The organism is Moraxella osloensis (assembly GCF_001553955.1).
Lineage (GTDB): Bacteria > Pseudomonadota > Gammaproteobacteria > Pseudomonadales > Moraxellaceae > Faucicola > Faucicola osloensis.
In genome coordinates, this window is record NZ_CP014234.1 from 426,601 (window position 1) to 451,131 (window position 24,531).

A 24,531-nucleotide genomic window follows, 5' to 3' on the forward strand; every position below is an offset into this window, starting at 1 on the left:
AACTTCGGCATCATCCATGTTACGGCCTAGTTTACACGGTCTAGTTTAATAGTTCAATCGCTTGAATTTGCAAAACACTCTCTGCTATCTGGCTAAAATGAACATCGACATTCTGATAACGCATGACAAATGGGGTATTAAGCGCTTGCTGTCGATACGCAGGTCTGGGGTCTTGGGCAATGAGTTGCTCGATGGTTTGCCAATCTGTTTGATTCAGCTGAGTTTTTACTGCAATATTGGATAAATCCTGCAATAAATCGGGATGCCAATGCACTGACTTGATAACGGGTTTTTGGCTGGCATACCCAGCAATCGCATCATCGATACTATCGCTATAAGGCAAATACGGTTTGATATCAATGACTGGTGTGCCATCTATCATATCAGCGCCGATGATATGCAGCCTCAAACCCGCCTCAGTGTTTTCAATATGCGAAAATTTGACCACTGACAATCCAATATTTGCCGGTCGATACATACTTCGACTGGCAAAAACCCCTATTTTTTGGTTGCCGCCAAGTCTAGGTGGACGGACCGTTGTCTGAAAATTTGACTGATTGGTATTGATTCGATTTTGATGAAATTGCCATATAATCCAAAGATGGCTAAATTGGGCAATACCTTCAAAAGCACTGAGCACATTGTAGGGTGGCAACATACTGATAGTAGCGTTGATATCCACAAGATTGGGCTGGCGAGGTGTGCCAAACTTTTGCTTAAGTGGGGAGTTCACAATGCCGATAATCGGCAGGGTAATTTGTTGTGGTAACATAATAGGTCGTTAAAATATGATATTTTAAACTATGATTATGCCATTTTTTTACGCCCAAATTCGACTAAATCATCAAAAATTTGCTATCATATCGCCCCAGAATGTCAATATTAACCCGCTATTTTTATTCTTTATCCAGTTTTATTTTTATTTATGACCAATATAAGGTTGGGCGCTATGTCAAAATTTTATGAAGAAACCGTTACCTATGTGCATCATTGGAATGACACATTATTTACCCTAAAAACTACCCGTAATGCAGGTTTACGTTTTAGGAATGGTGAATTTGCCATGATTGGTCTGGAAGTTAATGGAAAACCTTTGATGCGTGCCTACTCAATTGCCAGCACCAACTATGATGAAGAGCTCGAATTTTATTCTATCAAAGTGCAAGATGGTCCTTTGACGTCTATTTTACAGCACATCAAGGTGGGCGATAAATTATTGGTCAGTAAAAAACCCACTGGCACCCTGGTGCTTGATGACCTAAACCCTGGCAAGCATTTGTATATGCTAGCAACGGGTACAGGCTTGGCACCATTTTTGTCACTTGCCCGTGACCCAGAAGTGTATGAGCGTTTTGAGAAAGTCATCGTAGTGCATGGCGTACGCTATGTGAGTGAGCTAGGCTACCGTGAGATGTTTGAAAAAGCCTTGTTTGAAGATGAGTTATTGGGTGAATATGTTAAAGATAAACTCATCTATTACCCCACGGTCACGCGTGAGCCGTTTCGCAATGAAGGTCGTATGACTGATTTGATGAAGTCCGGCAAGCTGTTTACTGATATCGGCTTACCCCCCATCAATCCAAGCGATGACCGCGCAATGATTTGTGGTAGTCCATCTATGAATAAAGACGTGGCGGCACTACTCGATGAATTTGGTCTTAAACCATCGCCACGCATGGGCGGCACAGGTGATTATGTGGTTGAACGCGCGTTTGTCGAACAGTAAAAGCCGAATAGTAAAAGTTGAGCAATAATTTGAATTAAAAAAGAGCCATTTGGCTCTTTTTTATTAATTACCTTAAAAAGTATACTCTACCATGAAATTACCACCCGCATCTTTATCATCGCTGATGCTGTCTTTTTTACCCCAAACACCCAGTTTAACCGAGGTTTTGTCATTGTATTTATGTTTCCAATCCGCTTCGACAATATCCAAATCTTGCTTGGTTGCAAAGGCTGAATTAATCAGTTGATTAGACTGATTCACTTTGGCGTTGGCGTATTTGAACCCGAGCTGGTTATTAGCATCAATATGACCTGATAGCCCCACACTAATGATTTCACCATCCCCACCTATCGGATGACCTAGCGGCAAGCCCTTTTGATAATAACCATCTGTAAAGACATGATGATTATACATAACACCACTTTTATCCAAATCATAATAAGTATTCGCCCATTCTGCATGCCAGAGCCAAGGCTGTTGAAACAGTGGAATCGTACCTTTTAACCCTGCCAAATAAGCATGTTTACTTGGTAAACCGCCTGCTTCGTCCTCACCGATAAACTCACCATATAAGCTCATTGGTAGGTTTACGATAGGCTTTAAGTTTAATTGTGCATCAATACCCGCAATTTGGTTTGAAATATCATTTTCGGCATTATCGGGATTGTCATATTTACCAGTCAAGGCTTTTCCAAATGATTTCAGGCTTTCATCTCGCCCATCTCCACCCCACGTAATTGTACGAGATGCGCCGATTTGAAAGGCTTCATGCGGTTGAAAACTTGCCCGCATACCGATGAGCTTTGCATCAGGCACTGCCTGATAATCTTGTAATTGACCAGCAGTAATTTGGTAATTAAAATTACCCAATTTTGATAACACAGGAAAATTAATAGGAGTATTATTGGCGCGCTGCATTAAAAAGCCCGTGACAGGTCTAGCCGCATCACTGCGAATTAAACTGCCATCAACCCCGTTGCCCCACCATACAGGAATACTACCAAAGGCAATGCGATGATTGCCTAATTTGGTACCGATGTAGCTGCCATCGAGATTAGATGTCTTGCTAGGCTCATCATCATCGACATTTAAGGTGCCTTGAATTTTATAATCAATGTTATCACCTACATAGCTATGAGAAAAACTAACACCCAAAGGCGTCACCGTATTGCCTTCTGTATTAAATCCGCTAAACACCGCGCGCTCGTCACCATTCACGTTGCTCACTATTTGTAGCTTAGATACATCGTTGGCTTCAAGCTTTTGTTTAACTTGATTCAATAATAGTTTGTCATTGTCTGATTTGGGCTGCGCTTGACTCAAGGCTGTCTCTATGGCTTCTGAACTAATCGGCCAGGTTGATATATCAACATTTAGCACACCATTGAGTTTCAAAACCTCAAGTGTTTGACGTAGATCACTATCAATTTGAACTAATTGATCTGCATGTGCAGAAAAGCTACACAATAGCGCAACGCTAATTGCTAAAGGCAGCTTAAGAAATTTTATATTGTTTAACTGCATCCCCACTTCCTTTACCCAAAGCTGTTTTCATAATATAGCCAAAATATTTTTTTAGTGATAAAGTCTTGATCATTTCTTTATCTGTTTCGGCTAGTAATTTAGGCGTTGACATATCAATATTATTGATTTGTGCTAAACCCGTGATTCCCGGTAGAACCTCATATATACCTAGTTTGTCTCGCTCTGCAATCAGCTCTTGTTGATTAAATAGATTAGGTCTTGGTCCGACAAAACTCATTTCTCCTTTAAGCACGTTAATCAGCTGTGGCAACTCATCCAATTTTGTTTTACGTAAAAATTTCCCTAAAGGTGTAATGGCCGAACTGTCTACTAGATGGCTAGCAACTGACTTAGTTGCTATTTTCATGGTGCGAAATTTTATAAGTTTGAAAGGTGTTTTATTTTTACCCACTCTTTCTTGAATAAACAACGGTGAACCTGTGTCAAAATACCCAATCACTAATACGATAATTAATAGCGGTAAAGTGACAATGAGTCCAATTAATGCAAATAAAAAATCCAAAACTCGAATCATAGTATAGCCCTATTTATCAAAACTTTTAATCGTCTTGGTTAGCCCTTGTTCGACGGTCAATGGCAATGTGTCAATACCAAGCGATTGCTTGATTTTTTGATTGGATACCACATAACTTTCTGTAAGTTTTTGCAGTCGCTCAGTGTTTAAGGGTAGGTGAGCTTTGTCACCAATCTTTGCCATTTGGCTGATGGCAAATTTTGGAATCTTTAACAATCTAGGTTTTTTGTTAATAGATTCGGCGATAAGGCTGATTAATCCGTTGGTAGACATGGGTTTATCATCTGCTATGTTATAAATTCCTGAAGGGATTTTTGGATGATTTAATATTTCATAAACCACATAATTTAAGTTGTCTATACTAATGAAAGAACGGCGATTTTCATAGGCGGCTAATATCCAAGGCACATTATATTTTACAACTTGATATAGTAGATTAAGGTTTCCTTTATTTCCTTCACCATGAATCATACAGGGACGGATAATTATCAAGCGTTTATTGGACGGTAGTTGCTTTGAAAGCAAATAGGTTTCTGCTTTAAGCTTAGATTTACCATAAGCAGTTTGGGGATTTGCTTTGCTATCTTCGGTTAATGTACCTTCAACGCTGTCAGCAGCCGCTTTGACGCTACTAAAAAAGATAAAATCTTTGATATCTGACTGTAAAAATTTATCAAATAAAGCAATCGTCAAATCGGTATTTACACGATAATACTCATTATCATCTGAGGAATTCTTGGTATCGTGAGCCTTACCTGCAAGATGAATAATCGCATCTGCGGTATTATCTAATTGATAATCGCCACTTCTCAATGATAAAGGTATGACTTTATTTGATTTACTAATAAGATGCTGCCTTAGATTTTTTCCTACAAAACCAGTTAAACCAGTAAATATAATTCTCATTTAAATTGTCCCAAAGATCTCTTATTGAGTGTCATTCTCTCTCTATCGAAAATCCAACCCCATTTATTATAATACTGTACTGTACTTTTTATATGTTCCTTAAATAATTTAAAGTTTTTGGCTGAAGCCTTTTCATGCTTATGTGTTATTTGGGCATTTGGATAATAAAGGGTACCAAACTTCTTAGCACATCGACGCGATAAGTCTACATCCTCCATATACATAAAAAACCTTTCATCGAAACCTCCTAGATTGATTAACGCTTGAGATTTAAACAACATAAAACACCCTGAAAGGTAAGGCGCAAAAATTGGCTTATCAATGTCAAAGTCTTTTAATAAGTATTTTTTGTCTAAAAATTCCCCTAATTTAGGTGAAAAGCGTCTTACAAATAAGTCAAGTGGAGATGGCAGTAATCGAGCTCCATATTGGTCTTCACCATTCTCATAAACAATCTTAGGTATAAATAACCCTTGATCTTGCTCTTTGACAAAATTTAAAAATTTAATAAACTCACTTTCTTCAAATTTTATATCAGGGTTGCAAATTAAAAAATATTGTGATTGACTTCCATACTTTCTTATTGCTAGATTATGACCAGAACCGAAACCATAATTTCCACCTGATTCCAAGTAATGAATTCGGGAATTACTTAATAAATTCGCCCAATTACAATCACTTGAATTATCTACTAACACAACTTTATCGATTGCTTTAATTCGAAGTAAACTTTCGATAGTAGGCATTACATCATTTTGTTCATGCTTATAAATTACAATTGAAGCAATAATCATATTAAGTATACTCAAACTATTTAAGATAAAGGATATTAGATTAAATCGTATAAATAAATAAATTTAAAAGCCAAATAATTACAAGAATCAGATTAAAATATAATATTTTTATTCTATCAAATACTATTAAAAATGGTGCAAAAAATAATGGTAACAAAAAAATATAGTATTTTGCATAAGAATAGTCAGGAAAGAGAAAAATAAAAAATAAGATTGTAGTAATTGCTGCTAGCAAGTAAAGTTTATCGATTTCCAAAAAACTATTTTTGGTTATAGATTTAAGTTTAATATAGCCAATAAGTAACGAAGGAAAAATTATGATGTATAAAGGAATAACTTTTATACCACTCGATGACATAAATATCCCCGAGATTAACGTAATAACTGGGCGAAAAATTTTTGGATATTCATCTATGAATAAATTTTCATTCTTATACTTCATAGCCTCAATTTTGTCACTTAAAGGGTTCAAATTTGGAATCTTATCAAGTATAGTACTACCGATAATGAATGCAAAAATGACTAACAATAAAGCCATAGCTATAATATATTGATTTCCCCACTTCTTTTGAATAAATTTGAAAAAATAAAATATACTAACAAAAGTAGCATAAACTGTCGCATTGCCTAAATCGATACCAGCAATAATAAACAATATAAAAGAAACAATAATCCATGACTCTAAAAATGCAATAAGAAAAACTGCTAAGGCCAATGTAAGCTGTTCTTTGGCTAAAATCCCTGATAAATAAATAAAGCTAGGAAAAATTATTGTTAACGAAATTGCGTCTAATCTATTTTCAAAACTTTGCTTAGATAGTTGTTTTATAGAAAAAGTATTACATATAATATAACTCAAATTTCTAAAGCATATCAGAAGTAAAATAGGACTATAAATAATTAAAGTAATGGATATTCTACTAAGTATTTGATAAAGGTTTTCACGACAATTTGTATAATCGATAGTAGCCCAGAGCGATGTCGGACTTGCATTAATGGAACAAGTATTAATATAGTTAAAACCATTCAAAGTATCATGAACATAATTATACGGAGAAAATGCAGTATATTGAGTATAAATAAGATCGTTTAATCTAAATTCAAAGTCAGGTTCGTCTCCAAATGGTAGAATAAAACGAGCAATCACAGTGAATATTATAAAAAATATACTACATATTAATCCAAATTTAGAAATACTAAGTTTTGAAAACGAAAAAACCTCCACCATGATTGACTTTATCCCATTATATTTATTAATTGTACAGCAGATATTTTCCAATCAAAATTTTTTACAGTATTTAGACCGTTTTCTACCAGCTGATTTCGCAACTTATGATCATTAATTAATAAATCAAGTTGGTTAATCATTTGTGCCATGTTTTTAGGTTTATACATAAGACAATTAAACCCATCATTAGCATATTCATTAACCCCCCCACTATCTGAAATTATACAAGCGCAACCACATGCCATTGCCTCGAGCGGTGGCAAACCGAATCCTTCAAACCAAGAGGTTGAAATGAATATATGTGATAAATTCATATAATGGGCAATTTCTTGATCACTTTTCGGTTTAATCAACTTAACTTTCGATAGATCAAAGTCAGACAAATCATCATGTGAGATGACATAAACATTGTCTATACCAGATATTTTACCTTGATTATAAGTTTCAATAAACTCTTTAAATCCTTTCCAAGGATGCTTCCTAGCCACTATACATAGATTAATCTGTTGATTGGTTCTAATATCCTTATTAAAAAAAACGTTATGATCTAGTGCTGGATGTATTAATTTGAATGGCACATCTTTCCGGTTAGAAACTTCTAAAAAATGCTCATATGTATCAAATGAATTAAAGAGATAACTAACTTTTGCACCATAAGAATATTTGGTTAATTTTTTATAAATATTAAGTATGAATCTTTTTTTAAGAATATAAAGATCATCAAAAATACGATAATCATCAACTTGTACATATCTATAAACTACCTTTGCCTTTATTGAACTTGCAAATAAAGATATTAACGGATCGCTGACAATTACAATAAAATCTTTATAATGATCATTAATAAACTGTATAGCTTTAAATAAATTTGCTAGTTTGTCCTTTCTACTATTTGAATAATCTCCTATCTTAACAAATTCAACCGCATCAGAGACAGTAAAAGTATTCAAATCTGTAGAATTATTGGGATAAACGACTTTAACTTGGTAGCCCTTAGTGACTAGTTGGTTCGAAAGTTCAAGAGTAACTCGATTTCCACCACCAGTCTTTAATGATGGCATTAAAAAAATAACATTCTTTATCATAGCTTTGAATTAAATCCTCTTATATTTTTATAAGTAATCCGACAGAATTAAATTATTAAATACCTAAATGGCCTAAAGTTCAAAATTAATGTTAAGCCGATATTAGCAAATACACGATTTACCCCATAGCGAAGTGAATCGAAATCAAAATAATCACAAGGTCTTAACCAACCTTGTTTTACCTCCTTCCACAACCGCTCAATGATATTAAGCTGTGGGCTATAAGGAGGCAGATAAAAGATAAACAAGCCACGCTGTTGCCAAATTTTTAGACGCTTTTGAATGACTTTAGCAGTATGGACTTTAGCGTTATCTAACACAACTACCGTGTATTTGCTGATTGTCAATGATAGCTCGTCGATAAAGCTGAGAATATCACTGGCGGTCATATTATTTTCGCTTAATCGGTAATGAAACTGCATAGTTCTTGAGAGCAGACCAAAACAGTTAATGCCTTTACCCCGTTGTACAGGTATACTGATATTTTCATCCTTATGTTGCCAACCATACGGTACATAGCCTGTTTGACTAATCTTGGTTTCATCACCGTAATATAGGTCGATGTCGCCGTTTTGGCTTAAGCTTTCAAGTACGTCAAGTTGCTGTTTTTTAAGTTGATAAATCTCTGGGTGGCATTGTCCTTTTAATCGCATTCGGATACGTTTGTAGGTGTAGCCAATACTTTTAAAAAACGCTCAAGGGTACGTTGGCTAAATTGTTTGCCTGTTTGCTCAGTGAGTTCATCCATGATAATTTTGACTCGTTGGCGTTCTTGGCTGATACAGTCTTTGACAATTTGTTCATGCTCGTGGGTTAGTATGGCTTTTCTGCCTTGCCCTGGTTTGGTTTGGTTTGTAATCCGTCTATCCCATGCTCACGGTAGCGTTTAACCCAGTTATAGACTTGAATGTTGGTATCCAATATGTCGGCTATTTCTTGGGCTTTGTAGCCTTGGCTTTTGAATAGGATGAGATGACAACGCTGTCGATATACGGCTGTTTCGCCTATTTTGTAACCTTGCTCAAGTGCTTGTTTTTAAACTTCTGTAAGTTCAATGGTGCTAATTTTCATAGCATTTTAATGCTATGAAAGTTAGTTAGTATTATCATAACATTATTTTGTCGGAGTACTTATAATAAATAAATAGATATAGTGCCATCTGCATAAATGTTTTACTAATAATAATACTAATTTGCAAATCATAACATCCGTATTGTAGTGGATTATTTTAAGTTTATAACCTTTCTACATCTAATATTTCAATCCATAGATTGATGATATATTCAATTTTATAATATTGAGAATTATTTTTTGCAGCATCTGAAATTTGTTCATAATTATATGACGATAGGCGAGTCGCCTCATATAGTTTTTTTGCTAAAAGTTTAGTATTTAATGGTTGGACCAGATAACCATTAATATTATGTTCAATAAGCTCACTTGGACCAGTATCACAATCAAAGCTTATAATAGGTAAACCATAAGCTTGTGCTTCCAATAATACCATTGGTAAACCTTCAAATCGGGAACTCATGCAAAAAAATGAACTTGTTTTATAGTAATATTCGATACTTTTAGTGGCTTTTATAAACTCTATCCTATCACTAATTTTTAAATTTTTCGCCTTTAACTTTAATGAACTTTCTTCTTTTCCTTGACCTATAATTCGTAATATCCATTCACTATCTTTCTTGCAAAAATCTGCCCAAGCATCTAATAATAAATCAAAACCCTTTTGATAAGTTAACCTACCTACTGCTAGAATCCTTTTATGAGACATACTAGCCATATTCTCATTAATTTCATAGGTAACTGGATTAGCTATAGGTACTATTTTGGCATTTACTACTTTTAAACCCTCTTCCCATAGGTATTTATCACGTTTTGTTAAAGTTACTATATAATTACAATACCTTGCTGCCCATCTCCGTGCTAAATATGTAAGTTTAGTATTAAAATTTACTTTAAAATTGAAATGTTCCCAACAAATATGTTTGATGTTTAATTTAGCTAACGCAGGCACTGTAAATAAACAAAATATGCTGTCTACAACTATTAAAGTATCAATTTTATTTAATATGACAAAGTTCCTTAAAAGCCAAATAGTTTTAAAAGAATTTGTAAAAATTTTTCTTAATGGTATGTTGTTTGGATATAATGAAAAAATTTTTATTGAATCATTCACATTAAAAAAAGGTTTTTGACAATCTGACACACTTAATATAGAAACATTATAGTTATAATTTATTAACTCATTAGAAATTATTGAAGTAACTCTTTCTGTACCTCCTGAATTACTCATATTATTAATCAAAAAACAGATATTTTTCATTATTCATTTCCTATATTTTTTTAATGCCACTTTTGTTTTTAAAGCATTATTTTCATTATATGATAAAAAGTCATTCATTTTTTCAAGATTTTTCGACGATGAATAAGTTGTACTTTGTGCACGATAACTATGGTCCACTGGTGTAAGATCAACTATACCAATTTTAAAATTATTTTTCTGTGCAATTACTGGCCAAACAAAATCTAATCCTAATCCCATTTCTGCATTATCAGGGAAAGGTAATAGGTAAGCAAAAACCGACTTATGGAAAGAAAAAATCGGACCAATCTCTACAAAATTGGTTTCACGAGCCATAGAGAACTTATCTTGAATAACTATTGGATGAACATTATAACTATGCCATGCTCTTGCTGGCTGTGCTATCTTTAAATTTTTACTTTCAATAATATCTATATATAAATCTAAAAAATTATCATGGATTGCAATATCATCATCAGAAAACAGAATATAATCATATTCGTTAAAATCAATATCTTTTAATATTTTATTCAATAATTTAAATTTAGGAATTTTTTCTTGGCTATGAAATATCGTAACTGGTTTCAAAGAATTTGGAATTTCATTTTTACCAATAGCAACCCATCTTTGTTCAACATTATTTTTTTTAGCTTTTGAATATTGTTCAAATAAATGTATAGCCATATTTTCATAATCAGTAAGATAAATACCAATAACTAGAATTTTTTTATTAGTTACATTTATATTATAATTAATAGAGGTATGAATATATGTATGCATAAATTTCTCTTTAAGCCTTTCTCTAAGTATATTCTTGTAATATAAATTTAATCTATTAAATACCTTTTGCAGAATAAGCATATGAGTTCCTCCCTAATTAAAAAATATGGCTGTGGTCTAAAAAGAATGCTCACTATACCCAGCCATAATTGACATAGTGAAACAATAAATCAAACGCTTTAAAATGATTTGCTAGCTTTTTCGAAAAACAGCTTGTCTTTCGAAAGACTCGCCTAAGCCTTTGCCTAAAGCGATTGTTGTTGCCTTCAATATCAACCGTATGGCGTTTACCTACTTGTTTAAAGTCAAAATCAAAGGCGGTTAAAAAACTATCCCAGTTATCACAGCAGATATAGCCAAAGTCAATGCCCAACGCATCAAGCTTGGCTCTTAGCTCTCTAGCGGTTTTTAGATTACGTTTACCCCATATGAAAGCGACAATCTCACTGGTATCTGGGTCATAGGCATAGACAAGCCATACCTTATTCTTCTTACGCCCCACATACGTCCAAAACTCATCCACTTGCAGTTTTCGGTAATAGCGTCGTTTAGGTCTTATCTCGTAATTGGAATTGACTAAAACGCTTAATACTTTGTACTTGCTAACTTTCTCGATGACAACGATATCAGCAATGCTACAACCTCGTACTAACATTAAACGTATCTTGTCATCAATATCGCTTTTACAGCCTTGGTAACTTAGCTCCGTTTGATGAATGAATTGTCGATGACAGTCTTTGCATTGATAGTTCTGCTTGCCATAGATTTTCCAGCCATTTTTCTTTATACTTAAACCCAGACAGCTTGGGCATCTGATTGTAATTTGTGTCTTCATAACCTCAAATTAGCATCTTTTTCTCAAGCTGTCTTTTTTATTTCACCTCAGCATACTTTTCAGACCAGTACCCAAAATTTTATATCTGCTTTTTCAAGTAAAAGCCTCATTCCATCATTTTTACAGGTAAATAAATAATTTCAAAGTCACCTTTATGTTTTTCTATATATACATTGAAAAGTCTTTCTGACATAAATCCAAATATTCTCTTTTGGTAATCATCATAATCATTTATAGATACCTTTTTTTTCACTTCAAATAATATATTAAATAACCACTCACAGTAAGCATCTATTATTCTCTTATCACTAATAAACATGTTGTAAGGGCTTAATCCCTCTTTACTATTACCTACCTTATTAAAACTACTTAGATACGCAGGATAAAGTTCAGTAATAACTTCCTTAATCTTCAGCCAATCCTCTTTATAATGACATAAGGCATAATGTGACGCTATTGAAACTTTGAACTTCAAAAATTTGGTTTGTTTATATAAATTTATTCTTTCTGGTAAAACTATGGTGTTTTTAAGATCGGAGAATTTAAAGTTACTTGAATTCAATATATCATCATTTTTCATAAAATAACGTCTATAATGAACTAATCCCACGACATCAGCCTTGCTATTTTTCCATAACCAATATAAAGCAGTTAACTCACAAAAATTTCTATTTAAATCAGAAATATTTGTTCCTATATTGTCTCTAAGAATCCCTAACCCTTGCTCTCTAAAATTACTACCTACCTCTATAGGAATATATTCTTCATATGCTGGAAACCAAGTTTTTTTATGTGTAGCAATATAAATTTCAGTTTTCATCATTAAACCTTAAAATATTACGAATTAATGTGTTACAAGTATTTAACAACCTTTAGTGCATCTGCGATTACATGATGCATATCCATATAACGATACGTTGCCAATCTACCTAAAAAAGTGATTTTCTCTAACTTTTTAACTTCTGCTTCGTACAGAGCTAACTTCTCCATATCTTTAGCTAATCGCTTAGGATAATAAGGCACATCACCCTCAGTTGTCTCTTTACTATACTCTTTAAAATATACCGTCTTATCATGACTCTCCCAAGGCGTAAAATGTTTATGTTCATGAACACGAGTATATGGGATATCAGGGTCAGCATAATTAATCACAGCATTACCTTGATGATCGCCATCTGCAACCCCTTTCTCAAAATATACTGTTCTATATGACAACTTGCCATGCTTATGATCAAAAAAAGCATCAATTGGACCAGTATAAAAGACATGGTCATATTCTGACAAATCCCAAGTATTATCGAACTTGGTATCTAACCTAATCTCTAGATTGGGTGCATCCAGCATCCGCTCGAAAATAGCCGTGTACCCATCTTTAGGAATGCCTTGGTAAGGATTTGCATAGTAATTATCATCATAATTAAAACGAACAGGTAGTCTTTTTAGAATACTGGCTGGTAGTTCCGTAGGTTCACACCCCCATTGTTTTTTAGTATAACCATAAAAAAATGCTTCGTATAAATCTTTACCAATAAACTTCATAGCCTGTTCTTCAAAATTGGCTGGCGTATCAATACTCGTATCCGCTATTTGATTGATAAAATCTTTTGCTTCGTTTGGTGATAACGTTTTACCAAAAAATTGATTAATCGTATGTAAATTGATTGGCATTGAATAAACTTGACCGTTATAAACCGACTTTACACGATTAATAAAAGGCTTCATCTCGCAAAACTGTTGTATATAATTCCACACTTCCACATTATCAGTATTAAAAATGTGGGGTCCGTATTTATGAACCATAACGTTGGTTTCTGTATCTCTCTCAGTATAGCAGTTGCCACCGATATGACTTCTCTCATCTATAACTAAAATTTGATTATTTGGATTTTTACTTAATTGTTCGGCTACGACTGCACCTGAAAACCCTGCACCAACAATAAGATATTTTTTCATACTTAACCTACTTAGCAAAAAAAGATTTAATTTCTTTGGGCTTAAAATATTTTAACTCTAATATGTGAATGTTATTTCTTTTCAACACAGTATACATTAATAACGTGACAAAACATTCAACAATGACACTATTCCACGCTGTGCCTATATAGCTATAATATTTGCTCATATAAATACTTAATATCACCCCTAAAACGCTAGCGATAAATGTAGAACGAAAGAATAGTTTATCTAATCCCATGTTTAACATTACTTGAATACCGAAAACATTAGACATTCCAATAATCAAAGGTTGAAAAGACAATATTTGCATCACAGTAATCGCATTATCAAATGCCTTACCGTACAATAAGTGTATTACTATAGGAGCAAATAGCAACAACACCAAGGAAACCCCAAATGTAATATAAAAAACGATAGGTAATATTTGCTTTACCGTTTCTATCCCGTGTTCTCGAGAGATGGCAAAAGACTTACCAATATGTGGATAAATTGCTAAAGAAATTGGGGCAGATATAACACTTACTGCCATGCCTAACAAAGTTTGACTAACTGTATAGTAACCGACTTCTGCTTTACTAGCAAACCAACCTAAAATAATAACATTGGTGGTCGTATATAAGCTAATCACAACGGTTGAAAAGAAAACCATTTTTTCTTCATTAAGTAGCTTAATAGCTCGTTGTAATTTCACTAGGTTATAGCTTATGCCAAACTTACGAATAGTCAACCAACATAATAGACTATTAATTGCTATCATAAATATACTCGATAATATAGCCAATATAGTATAATCTTTAGCTTCCTTAACGAGTAGAAATACCAAAATAACATTGAGAAGCCCACGGAAAAAATTTAACTTCGCGAAAATTGTCAGTTCTTCAAAGGCTTGAAAAACAAACTGTGGCGAAATCACGGTTGCAATACATCCAAAAAATAGTATAACTGCAACCCCAATATCATCTTGAATTGGTTTGAAATAAATTAAAGCTAATATAAACAAAAAGGTAGATATAATAAAAAGCAATATTCTAGCTGTCAAAGTCTCAGATACTATCTGATTAATTTGCGATGGCTGGTCTAGGTGCTTGACAATCTTTCTAGTAGCGGTCAAATCAAACCCATAAGCAATCAATAGTGAGAAATATCCAACGAAGGTTGTAGCATAATTAATAATGCCGTAACCTTCAGGTCCTATTATTCTTGACACATAAGGAACAGTAATCAAAGGAAAAACATAGTTAACAAGTTGAACAATGCCCAAATAACTTGCATTTTTAAATATTTTTTTCGACATTACTGATTCGCTATGAAATTTGGATGATTACTTTTCAGCCAGGCCATATTTATCTTCCCGACAATTTGAAATTATCAGCAATTTTATCTTTATCTGAAACAAGAACTTTATCAAGTTCAGCAGTTGGCCATTGAATATTTAAGGTCTTATCATCCCACACAATCGCCCCTTCACAATCTTTGGCGTAATAATCTGTGGTTTTATACAAAAACTGGGTATTATCCTCCAACGCCACAAACCCATGTGCAAACCCTTCGGGAATCCAAAACTGTCTATGATTGTCACCACTTAATTCAATCCCTACCCACTGTCCATAGGTTGGTGAGTCTTTACGAATATCAACGGCAACATCCCATGCTTTACCTTGAGCCACGCGTACAAGTTTGCCTTGTGCATGGGGTGGGATTTGGAAGTGCAGCCCACGTAACACGCCTTTTTTTGACATTGAGTGATTATCCTGCACAAATTTTGGCACGGGTAACCCACGCTCTGTCAAAGCTTCGGCAAATTTTTGCTCATTAAAACTTTCCATAAACCAGCCACGTTCATCGCTAAAGACTTTGGGCTCAATGATTAATAAGCCATGGATTTTGGTTTCGATAATATTCATTGCTATCTCTAATTTTTTGTAGATTTTTCTTGATACAGCTTTAGCAAATATTGCCCATAGCCTGTTTTTTTGAAAAATTCACCTCGCTCTTTTAGCTCATCTACAGTAATCCAACCATTATTAAAGGCGATTTCTTCAAGACAAGCCACCTTAAGACCTTGGCGATGTTCGATGGTTTGTACAAACTGGCTCGCTTCAATCAAAGAATCATGTGTGCCTGTATCGAGCCAAGCAAAGCCGCGACCTAACAGCTCCACATTAAGCTCACCTTGTTGCAAATACACATTATTAACATCGGTGATTTCTAACTCACCACGGTGTGAAGGTTTGATATTTTTGGCGATCTCAACTACTCGGTTATCATAGAAGTACAGTCCTGTGACTGCATAATTGGACTTAGGCTTCTCGGGTTTTTCTTCAATGCTTAACGCTTTACCTGAGTTATCAAACTCCACCACGCCAAAGCGTTCTGGGTCATTAACGTAATAACCAAAAACCGTTGCACCTACTTGTTGCTCGCTCGCACGTTTTAATTTTTCACTAAAACCTTGACCATAATAGATATTATCACCCAAAATTAAACAAACATCATCATTACCGATGAATTCTTCACCCAAAATAAAGGCTTGTGCTAAACCATCGGGAGAAGGTTGTACTTTATAAGACAGGTTGATACCTATTTCTTTACCATCTCCAAGCAGTTTTTCAAAATTCGGCAAGTCTTCGGGTGTTGAAATGACTAAGATATCCTTAATACCCGCCAACATTAACACTGACAACGGGTAATAAATCATCGGTTTATCATAAATGGGCAACAATTGCTTAGATGTACCCATGGTAATCGGGTACAACCGAGTACCTGACCCACCTGCCAAAATAATACCTTTACGAGATTTTTGTGTCATTTTTATGCCTTCTCTAATAGTTCTATCACCGTCTGTTCAACGCCTTGTTGCCATTCGGGTAAGTGTAGTTGAAAATTGGTCTGAATTTTTCGGTTGTTCAGTCGAGAGTTTAAGGGTCGTTTTGCGGGTGTGGGATAATTATCGGTAGTTGTTGGTAAGACCTCTTTTATCATTAAAGTTTCACCCTGTTTTTTGGTCAAATCAAAAATGAACTGGGCATATTCATACCAAGTCGTAACACCTGTCGGGACAAGATGATAATGCCCTAGCAATTGTATTTTTTCTGCATCGTTTGCCAACAAATAATAGCGTAACGCTTGAGCGGTAACATCGGCAATTAATGATGCAGATGTCGGCGTACCAACTTGATCATTAATGATTGTTAACTGTTCTTTGGATTTTGCTAACATGAGCATAGTTTTGATAAAGTTTTTGCCGCGACTGGCATAAACCCATGAGGTACGAAAATTTAAAAATTTTACACCCGTTTTTTCAAGGGCAATTTCGCCGTCTCTTTTTGCTTGACCATAGCTATTGACTGGTGCGGTGCTATTATCTTCTTGCCACGGTGCATCACCTGTGCCGTCAAATACATAATCGGTTGAATAATGCACCAGCAAAGCATTAATATCTTTACATTGTTCAGCCAAATTTTTAACAGCCAAATGATTGATTAAGTCATTTTGCAGTTGCTCACTTTCCGCTTTATCGACAGAGGTATAAGCCGTCGCATTGATAACAATATTGGGCTGTGTGCGGGCAATTGTTTGATTGATTTGCTCAAAATTACTGACATCGCCACAATCACCTTGCTCATTAATATTGCGATCTAATGCAATCACTTGACCTAATGGCTGTAAAGCTCGTTGTAATTCCCAACCCACCTGACCATTTTTACCCAGTAGCAAGATTTTCATCTGTACTATCCTTTATATCGAATTTAATCTTACTATTGGTATTGTTTTTCGACCCAGTGTTGATACTCACCAGATTTTACATGATTAACCCAGCCTTGGTTTGATAAATACCACTCAACCGTTTTTTGAATACCTGATTCAAAGGTTTCTTGCGGTTGCCAGCCAAGTTCCTTATTTATTTTTGAAGCATCAATAGCATATCGTAAATCATGTCCTGGGCGGTCTTTGACAAAGGTGATCTGCTGTGCATAGGATTGCCCATCGGTTCTAGGTTTAATGTTATCCAAAATTGTACAAATCGTTTTTACCACGTCAATATTTTGTTTTTCATTATGCCCACCAATATTGTAAGTTTCACCAACTTTAGCAGTATTAGCTACTAAATACAAGGCTCTGGCATGATCTTCAACATACAGCCAATCACGAATTTGTTTACCATCGCCATAGACAGGTAATGGTTTACCGTCTAAGGCATTTAAAATCACTAAGGGAATCAGTTTTTCGGGAAAATGGTAAGGGCCGTAATTATTCGAGCAATTAGTAACCACCACAGGCAAACCATAAGTGCGATACCACGCGCGTACAAGATGGTCGGAACTGGCTTTACTGGCTGAATAAGGTGAGCTTGGGCTATAAGACGTTTCTTCCGTAAATAAATCGTCTGTACCTTCTAAGTCGCCATACACTTCATCAGTGGAGATATGATGGAACTTGAAACGCGATTTTTTATCTTCCGTTAAATTTTGCCAATAATTTCGGGCAACTTCTAAAAGAGTATAAGTCCCGATAATATTAGTTTGAATAAAATCCATCGGCCCATCGATCGAGCGGTCAACGTGCGATTCAGCTGCTAAATGCATCACAATATCAGGTTCAAAGTCATCAAACGCCTTTTTCATTGCCCATTTATCACAAATATCAGCATGTAAAAATTGATAGCGCGGATTGTTACTGACAGTTTCAAGAGATTCTAAGTTGCCTGCATAGGTCAATTTATCAATATTTAATACATTACTATTGGTTTCATTGATTAAATAGCGAATCACCGCTGACCCAATAAACCCAGCACCACCCGTAACTAAAATATTTTTATTTGTCATAAATTAAATCCATCATAAATTATTATTGCTTAGGCTTATACCCTTCTACATATTTAAAGAACTGCGCCCTAAGCCACTGAGTATTCTTGGTAGTGTTATTTTGGGTTTGCACTTCATTTATTACGTTTGTTATTTCATCAAAGCTATAAAAATGTTCTTTGGCTTTCATAATTAAAGGATGCTGCGTCTTCTCTATATTATCCCCATCAATAATCAGCTCTTCATACAGTTTTTCACCTGGTCGTAAACCCGCAATCACAATTTCAATATCACCATTAGGGTTATGTTGGTCTTTGACTTTAAGTCCACTCAACGTAATCATCCGTTTAGCTAAATCCATAATCTTGACTGGCTCACCCATATCCAGCACAAACACCTCACCACCATGCGCCATCGCACCTGCTTGGATAACGAGCTGAGCAGCCTCAGGAATCGTCATGAAATATCTTGTCACATCTGGATGCGTCAGAGTGATAGGTCCTCCGGCTGCAATTTGCTTATTAAATAGCGGTACGACAGAACCCGATGACCCTAATACATTACCAAATCTTACCATACTGATAGTGGTTGTTGATTGATCTGCAGCCATCGCTTGACATGCCAATTCTGCCATGCGTTTGGTCGCGCCCATGACATTGGTTGGTCGGACGGCTTTGTCAGTGGAGATGGCCACAAAAGTCTCCACACCTGCACTGACTGCGCCTTGTAGCGTATTAAACGTGCCAACAAAATTATTGATTACACCCTCGTATTCGTTACTTTCAACGATAGGGACATGTTTATAAGCGGCTGCATGGTAGATGGTTTGAACGTCGTACTGGTTGCATAGCAGTTCAATAAGTTTTTGATTGGTAACACTGCCTAGATGAACATACAGCGGCGTCACAGTTGGTAGTTGTCTTTCCTGCTGTATATTTTTGGCAAGTTTTTGTAGTTCACCATGTATGGCATAAAGCGCATACTCCGACAGTTCAAATAATACCAAGGCTTTTGGTTGCTGCTTTAAAATTTGGCGACATAATTCACTACCGATTGAACCGCCCGCTCCTGTCACCATCACAACTTTATCTTTGATGTTCTTAGCAAGCAGCGATGTGTCCGGTTTAACCGTATTGCGTTGTAGCACATCTAGCACATCAACCGGTTTAATATCTGATAATTTGATACGACCACTGGTGATTTCTTCCAAACTTGGAATTTCACTAATTTTAACTGGTACGTTTTCTAATTGCTTGACAATACGCTCTTGGATATGACGCTGATGGCTAGGTAATACAAAAAACACATGATTCACTTCTAAGTCTGTAATTAAAGACTCAAGGTTATCTTTAGGATAGACTTTAACCCCTAATACCCTAGCACCAATGAAATTATCATTGACATCGATAATCCCAACTATTTTAAATTGGTGAGTTTGATGAAGCACATGCATCAAATCTTTCGTGATGTGACCCACACCATAAATTAATACATTTTCTTTTTTTTGTGTATAAAACTCAGGATGCAATGTTCTTGAAATAATAAATTGCAACACAATTCGGCTATTCCATATCCATAAATAAAGCAAAAAAACATGGATAGCGGTCGCTGCTCTAGGAATATCAGGCGTTACTCCTAAAAAAATCAGTATTTGACTAATTAATAGATAACCTAACAAAACTACGAGCGCCCAGCGCATACTCTCATCTTGAAAAACTCGAATAACATGCGAGTAAAACTTAGTAGCCGCTAAAAAGATAACAGGTAAAGCGCCAAGTAACATAATTGACAAAATATTGGTATGAAAATCAAATTTTGCATACCTTAGGGCAATCGCTAAAATCAAAGTAATAATAGATGCAATATAATCTATGACAAACAGACTCACTACTTTTAGCCAGCGAGGCTGCTCAATCGCATTGGATAATACGCTAACAGCTAAAGGTACTTTAGTAGTCTTAGTAGCTTTATTAACATTAGCAGCGTTAGTTGTATTGCTCATATAAAACCTAGTAGATGATATGGCTATGCTTGATTTTTATATCATTAGTTCTTTGATTTGTATTCATAACCATAGTGATAATTATAGGCACCAATTAAAGACTGCTTAGCATCATTGAAAATAATCCCTTCTACTTTCACATTCGCACGTTGTAGTTTTTCGATCGCATAATTTACCTGTTTTACGTTTGAAACGTCATATCGTACCACAAATAAGACTGCATCCACCAATTGCCCTATCGATAGCGCATCTGAAGTACCCATTACAGGTGAAGTGTCAATAATAATATAATCATAGAACTGACGATAAAAATCTAGCAATGCTTTCATTTTGCCATTTAAGAACAATTCTGAAGCGTGACTATGGCCTTTGCCCCTAGGTATAAAATGCAGATTTTCATATAAGGTGGTTTGAATCATATAGCTGCTATTAGCCGCATCAACCGTATCATCAACCAAATAATCAACCAATCCATTGATATTTGGCAAATTAAATCGATCTTGCAGATGACCTAACCTAGCATCCGCGTCAATTAACAGCACACGTTTGCCTGTCATCGCCATTGCCACGGCAAGGTTGGCGGCAATAAATGACTTACCAATACCAGGGCCTGCACTCGTTATCAACAACGTATTGCCATCGGTTTTTGTTGCATTAAACAATAAATGCGTGCGAATGGACTTAAAGCCTTCACTGACAATTCCCTCAGGTTCGATTTGCTCAACCAACGGGATTTTGGTTGATTTACTTTTTAACAACCGCGTTAATCGAGGCGAATGAGGAATGACACCAATCACCGGAATATCTGTATTGTTCTCTAATTCTTCCAAATTTTTCACGCCCGCGAACAGCAATGATTTTAAGAAGGCTAGCCCGATGCCTAACATCAAACCTAACAGTGTCGCGATTAGGACAATTTGCGCTTTTTTTGGTGCGATAGGTTCATAGGTGTTAATAGGTAAATCTATGATGCGTACATTACCCAATTGTCCAGATTTGACAATTTGTAATTGCTCATAGTTTTTGAGCATATTTAAATAAATTTCATTGCTAATCTTAACATCACTCGATAATTCTAAAAATTGCCGCTGAACCTCTGGAATACGGGTAATATTTTGTTTAAGCGCTTCTTCTTTATCTTTTAGCTCTTGAATCTGCATATTTAATTGTTTTAATACCGGATATTCATCCGTATAGCGCTCGGATAATTCGGCTCGTTTTAGCTCAAGCTCACGTAGATTAGTTTCAATTGTCGCTCTTTGTGTGACAGCCAATTCCGCTTCTTTATCAATATCAATTGTCGCATTTTGTTCACGAAAATTATTAAATTGTGCTTCTGCCTCTGCAAGTTTTGCTTTTAATTTAGGCAATTGCTCTTGCATAAAAGCAAGGGTTTTGGTCGTTTCCGCGCTACTTTTATCAAGATTTTGCGTTTCATACATTTTAACGATGCGCGTTAAGGTATTAGTGATTTCATCTTGATTAGCGCCTGTAAGAGAAGCGTCTAAAATGCCCGTTTGCTTACCTTTTTCAGCCACCGCAAGATTTGCTCTAAGGTTATCTATTGCCTTAGCTGGTGTAAGTTTACTCAAGTTATAAGAATAACCGGGGGCTAATGAGGTGACTTGAATATCAATATTACCTGCACTCGTTTTAAAACGCGATGCGGTTGCAACTTTACCGGTAAATTCAGCGCCATCAGGAGAGATCAGTTTAAAATTTTGGCTGTCTATGGCAGTTAAAGTAAAATTTTTATTCTGGTAGGCCAAAGGAACATTAAATTCAGCTATCCACAATCCAACTTTTAAATTACCCACACCATTGTCTGTATGACTAACTAAGACATTTTTCTTAATCAGTAATTTATCTAAGAAACTATCTTTAAGCTGACTGACATTCAAATCCAAATGCAATTGGTTAATGACAGGCCAAAGAATCATACGAGAGTTGATGATTTCTACTTCCGTTTGCGCAGAACCATCTTGAGCGTTTAGGAGACCGGCAACATCCTCACCTAACGCAGAAACACCTGAGGATTTTTTGTCCACTTGAATCAATGAGTTTGTTTTATAGATTGGCGTTGCCGATTGGGCATAATAAAGACCGCCTAGTAAACCAAGCAACAGCATTGATAAAATTAATTTCCAATGATTTAACAAAGTTGCGATTAATGCTCTTAAATCAATTTCATCATCATTTACTTTCTGATCCATGCTTACTCACTTGATGCTAAACTACGATAAAATACATTTTAATTGTTACAGAATAAATAAATCTTTCTTATAATTTCAAAAGCTTTGCCAGCTTTAGAAGTTAAGCTAATTTATCCTTCCAACTTTCTACGGCTTCACTGAGTACTGCTCGACTTTCATAAAATTTCTCAATAGGTAGTTTATAAGGATCGGCTACATTTTCGTTTATCCAGTGACCAATCCGATATACTTTGCCCCGTTGGCTTGAGTAATTTTGTTTTATCCAACTCTCTTGATCTTTGGACATACACAGTACTAAGTCAAAGGTTTGCATCAATTCTTGGGTAAGCTGCTGGGCACGATGACTACGCATATCAATATGCCATTCATCCATCACTTGAATGGCTTTTTCATCCGCCCCTTCGCCCACTAATGCGCTTAATCCCGCTGATTTTACGATTAGATTAGGGTGCTGTTTCCGTAACAGTGCTTCACCGATAGGGCTGCGGCAGATATTCCCGACGCATACCACTAAAATTTTTTCAAATGACATAATAAAAACCTAGCTATTAAAATTGTCTTACAACTCCAGGTAATACCGCTGAAGGAAGGATTTGACTAAGAATACGATTCCAACGTGTCAGACCAGTTGGATCTACATACACGACATCACCAGGCTGCATTTTAAATCGATTTGCAACCGAAAAATTTGTAATGGAAGTTAAATCAATATGATAGATATTTGACTCGTTTTGGTGGCTATTTTCTCTTAGTACGTATACCTTTTTGGCATTGGCAGAGGTAGGCACCATACCATTGGCTTCCCCTATTGCACTAATTAAACTTAACCCATTCTCAGGAATTTGGATGGTACTGGGTTTGGTAAACTCACCCATTACCGTGACTTTATGATTGGTTATATCGCCAACTTTAATAGTATCACCATTACGAATTATCACTTGGTTAGGAGAATACCCAGCATTTTGCAGCGACTTGAAACCAAAGTTATAGCTTCTTCCATCTCTAATCAGCTGGATATTATTTGTATCAGATTTTTCACTCGTACCACCTGCCATACTGATTGCTGTATACAGATTGACTGGCTGATCCGCAATATCATATTGCCCAGGTGATTTTACCTGTCCATCAACATAAAATTTATTACCACGGTAGGAAAGTACACGAACTTGTGGATCTGGATGTTTAAGATAACGTGATAAACGAATAGTTAATTGACTAGTGAGTTCAGCTACTGTAAGCCCCTCTGCCTTTATTCGTCCTATCATTGGAAATTGAATATAACCGCTTTGATCAACTAAAAAGCCATTGCCGTAAATGCTATTCCCTGCTGCTGAACTAGTACCGACAACTTCAGGATATCCCGGAAGATTAATTCCTAATACATCTCCCTTAGCAATACGATTATATACGCCCCCGCCTCTTGTCAATTGAGGAAAAGAGACCGTTCTTTTAGCAAAAATATCAGGAGCGGGTATATTGTTTACACTTAACTCAGCCACATTAAATCGTATACCATTATCTGCAACAAATGAAACAGGTTGATCTGGCGTCATGACTTCTGGCAGTTTACCCACATTCATACCACTAGTAATTGCTGTCTTAGAGCTACATCCAGCAAGTGAAAGTGCAAAGATGATAGGAGATAATTTTATGAGCTTTGCTAACATGTGACAATCTCGTAAGATAAAAGGCTTGTAGAATAAAAAGCAAAATCTAACAGTATTAACCAATATGGTGCGTAATTGTAATAAAAGTTTAATGCTACACGCTTGTAAATTTTGTAAATTTAAGTAAGCGATATAGCCATCATGAACTATTACTTTATAATGTT

At 35.5% G+C, this 24,531-nt stretch carries 24 protein-coding genes; 1 reads left to right on the forward strand and 23 read right to left on the reverse strand.

The annotated features are described in order from the left end of the window. Nucleotides 1–40 precede the first annotated feature (40 nt). Entirely contained in the window at nt 41–772 is a 732-nt protein-coding gene (gene tsaA / locus AXE82_RS01860; protein ID WP_062330695.1) for a tRNA (N6-threonylcarbamoyladenosine(37)-N6)-methyltransferase TrmO, read from the reverse strand. A gap of 177 nt (nt 773–949) precedes the next feature. Between tsaA and AXE82_RS01865 the strand changes: the two genes are divergently transcribed. Further along, nucleotides 950–1,726 carry a ferredoxin--NADP reductase gene (locus tag AXE82_RS01865; protein ID WP_062330698.1) on the forward strand — a complete coding sequence of 259 codons (777 nt, stop codon included), beginning with the start codon at nt 950–952 and terminating at the stop codon, nt 1,724–1,726. A 72-nt stretch (nt 1,727–1,798) separates the two neighbouring features. Here the strand turns inward: AXE82_RS01865 and AXE82_RS01870 are convergent, their stop codons facing one another. The 22 genes from AXE82_RS01870 to AXE82_RS01970 form a co-directional block, all read right to left on the reverse strand. After that, the gene (locus tag AXE82_RS01870; protein ID WP_062330701.1) at nt 1,799–3,250 is read right to left on the reverse strand and encodes a capsule assembly Wzi family protein; all 1,452 of its coding nucleotides are present in this window, start codon (nt 3,248–3,250) and stop codon (nt 1,799–1,801) included. Further along, a complete protein-coding gene (locus AXE82_RS01875; protein ID WP_062330704.1) occupies nt 3,222–3,785 on the reverse strand; it encodes a sugar transferase in 564 nt (187 codons plus the stop codon). The genes AXE82_RS01870 and AXE82_RS01875 overlap by 29 nt, the downstream gene beginning before the upstream one ends. Before the next feature lie 9 nt (nt 3,786–3,794). Continuing rightward, on the reverse strand, nt 3,795–4,691 hold the full coding sequence (locus AXE82_RS01880; protein WP_062330707.1) for an NAD-dependent epimerase/dehydratase family protein: 897 nt from the start codon (nt 4,689–4,691) through the stop codon (nt 3,795–3,797). Beyond that, nucleotides 4,688–5,485 (reverse strand): glycosyltransferase, encoded by a 798-nt coding sequence (locus AXE82_RS01885; RefSeq protein ID WP_062330710.1) that lies wholly within the window; start codon nt 5,483–5,485, stop codon nt 4,688–4,690. The genes AXE82_RS01880 and AXE82_RS01885 overlap by 4 nt, the downstream gene beginning before the upstream one ends. A gap of 40 nt (nt 5,486–5,525) precedes the next feature. Then, on the reverse strand, nt 5,526–6,713 hold the full coding sequence (locus tag AXE82_RS01890; protein ID WP_062330712.1) for a hypothetical protein: 1,188 nt from the start codon (nt 6,711–6,713) through the stop codon (nt 5,526–5,528). Nucleotides 6,714–6,721: 8 nt separating this feature from the next. Continuing rightward, nucleotides 6,722–7,798: a glycosyltransferase family 4 protein gene (locus tag AXE82_RS01895; RefSeq protein WP_062330715.1), complete on the reverse strand. Its 1,077-nt coding sequence runs from the start codon at nt 7,796–7,798 to the stop codon at nt 6,722–6,724. Nucleotides 7,799–7,845: 47 nt separating this feature from the next. After that, nucleotides 7,846–8,451 carry an IS630 family transposase gene (locus AXE82_RS01900; RefSeq protein ID WP_062330719.1) on the reverse strand — a complete coding sequence of 202 codons (606 nt, stop codon included), beginning with the start codon at nt 8,449–8,451 and terminating at the stop codon, nt 7,846–7,848. Nucleotides 8,452–8,611: 160 nt separating this feature from the next. Continuing rightward, on the reverse strand, nt 8,612–8,806 hold the full coding sequence (locus tag AXE82_RS12430; RefSeq protein WP_082741386.1) for a helix-turn-helix domain-containing protein: 195 nt from the start codon (nt 8,804–8,806) through the stop codon (nt 8,612–8,614). Between the two features lie 226 nt (nt 8,807–9,032). Next, the gene (locus AXE82_RS01905; protein WP_062330724.1) at nt 9,033–10,130 is read right to left on the reverse strand and encodes a glycosyltransferase family 4 protein; all 1,098 of its coding nucleotides are present in this window, start codon (nt 10,128–10,130) and stop codon (nt 9,033–9,035) included. A gap of 3 nt (nt 10,131–10,133) precedes the next feature. Next, entirely contained in the window at nt 10,134–10,970 is an 837-nt protein-coding gene (locus AXE82_RS01910; RefSeq protein ID WP_062330729.1) for a hypothetical protein, read from the reverse strand. Between the two features lie 52 nt (nt 10,971–11,022). Next, nucleotides 11,023–11,724 (reverse strand): IS1 family transposase, encoded by a 702-nt coding sequence (locus tag AXE82_RS01915; RefSeq protein ID WP_062330732.1) that lies wholly within the window; start codon nt 11,722–11,724, stop codon nt 11,023–11,025. A 106-nt stretch (nt 11,725–11,830) separates the two neighbouring features. Beyond that, a complete protein-coding gene (locus tag AXE82_RS01920) occupies nt 11,831–12,544 on the reverse strand; it encodes a DUF4422 domain-containing protein (protein ID WP_227713347.1) in 714 nt (237 codons plus the stop codon). Between the two features lie 32 nt (nt 12,545–12,576). Beyond that, nucleotides 12,577–13,677 (reverse strand): UDP-galactopyranose mutase, encoded by a 1,101-nt coding sequence (gene glf / locus AXE82_RS01925; RefSeq protein ID WP_062330739.1) that lies wholly within the window; start codon nt 13,675–13,677, stop codon nt 12,577–12,579. 7 nt (nt 13,678–13,684) lie between these two features. Further along, on the reverse strand, nt 13,685–14,974 hold the full coding sequence (locus AXE82_RS01930; RefSeq protein ID WP_062330742.1) for a flippase: 1,290 nt from the start codon (nt 14,972–14,974) through the stop codon (nt 13,685–13,687). 49 nt (nt 14,975–15,023) lie between these two features. Next, nucleotides 15,024–15,584 (reverse strand): dTDP-4-dehydrorhamnose 3,5-epimerase, encoded by a 561-nt coding sequence (rfbC, locus tag AXE82_RS01935; protein WP_062330744.1) that lies wholly within the window; start codon nt 15,582–15,584, stop codon nt 15,024–15,026. 8 nt (nt 15,585–15,592) lie between these two features. Continuing rightward, complete coding sequence (rfbA, locus tag AXE82_RS01940) at nt 15,593–16,489, reverse strand: glucose-1-phosphate thymidylyltransferase RfbA (protein ID WP_062330746.1); 897 nt, start codon at nt 16,487–16,489, stop codon at nt 15,593–15,595. 2 nt (nt 16,490–16,491) lie between these two features. Then, a complete protein-coding gene (gene rfbD, locus AXE82_RS01945; RefSeq protein ID WP_062330749.1) occupies nt 16,492–17,406 on the reverse strand; it encodes a dTDP-4-dehydrorhamnose reductase in 915 nt (304 codons plus the stop codon). 32 nt (nt 17,407–17,438) lie between these two features. After that, nucleotides 17,439–18,506 carry a dTDP-glucose 4,6-dehydratase gene (gene rfbB, locus AXE82_RS01950; protein WP_062330752.1) on the reverse strand — a complete coding sequence of 356 codons (1,068 nt, stop codon included), beginning with the start codon at nt 18,504–18,506 and terminating at the stop codon, nt 17,439–17,441. Between the two features lie 22 nt (nt 18,507–18,528). After that, nucleotides 18,529–20,487 carry a polysaccharide biosynthesis protein gene (locus tag AXE82_RS01955; RefSeq protein ID WP_062330755.1) on the reverse strand — a complete coding sequence of 653 codons (1,959 nt, stop codon included), beginning with the start codon at nt 20,485–20,487 and terminating at the stop codon, nt 18,529–18,531. 44 nt (nt 20,488–20,531) lie between these two features. Continuing rightward, a complete protein-coding gene (locus AXE82_RS01960; protein WP_062330757.1) occupies nt 20,532–22,700 on the reverse strand; it encodes a polysaccharide biosynthesis tyrosine autokinase in 2,169 nt (722 codons plus the stop codon). Between the two features lie 100 nt (nt 22,701–22,800). Beyond that, the gene (locus AXE82_RS01965) at nt 22,801–23,232 is read right to left on the reverse strand and encodes a low molecular weight protein-tyrosine-phosphatase (protein ID WP_062330760.1); all 432 of its coding nucleotides are present in this window, start codon (nt 23,230–23,232) and stop codon (nt 22,801–22,803) included. A 16-nt stretch (nt 23,233–23,248) separates the two neighbouring features. Then, nucleotides 23,249–24,367 (reverse strand): polysaccharide biosynthesis/export family protein, encoded by a 1,119-nt coding sequence (locus tag AXE82_RS01970; RefSeq protein WP_062330763.1) that lies wholly within the window; start codon nt 24,365–24,367, stop codon nt 23,249–23,251. Nucleotides 24,368–24,531: the final 164 nt, after the last annotated feature.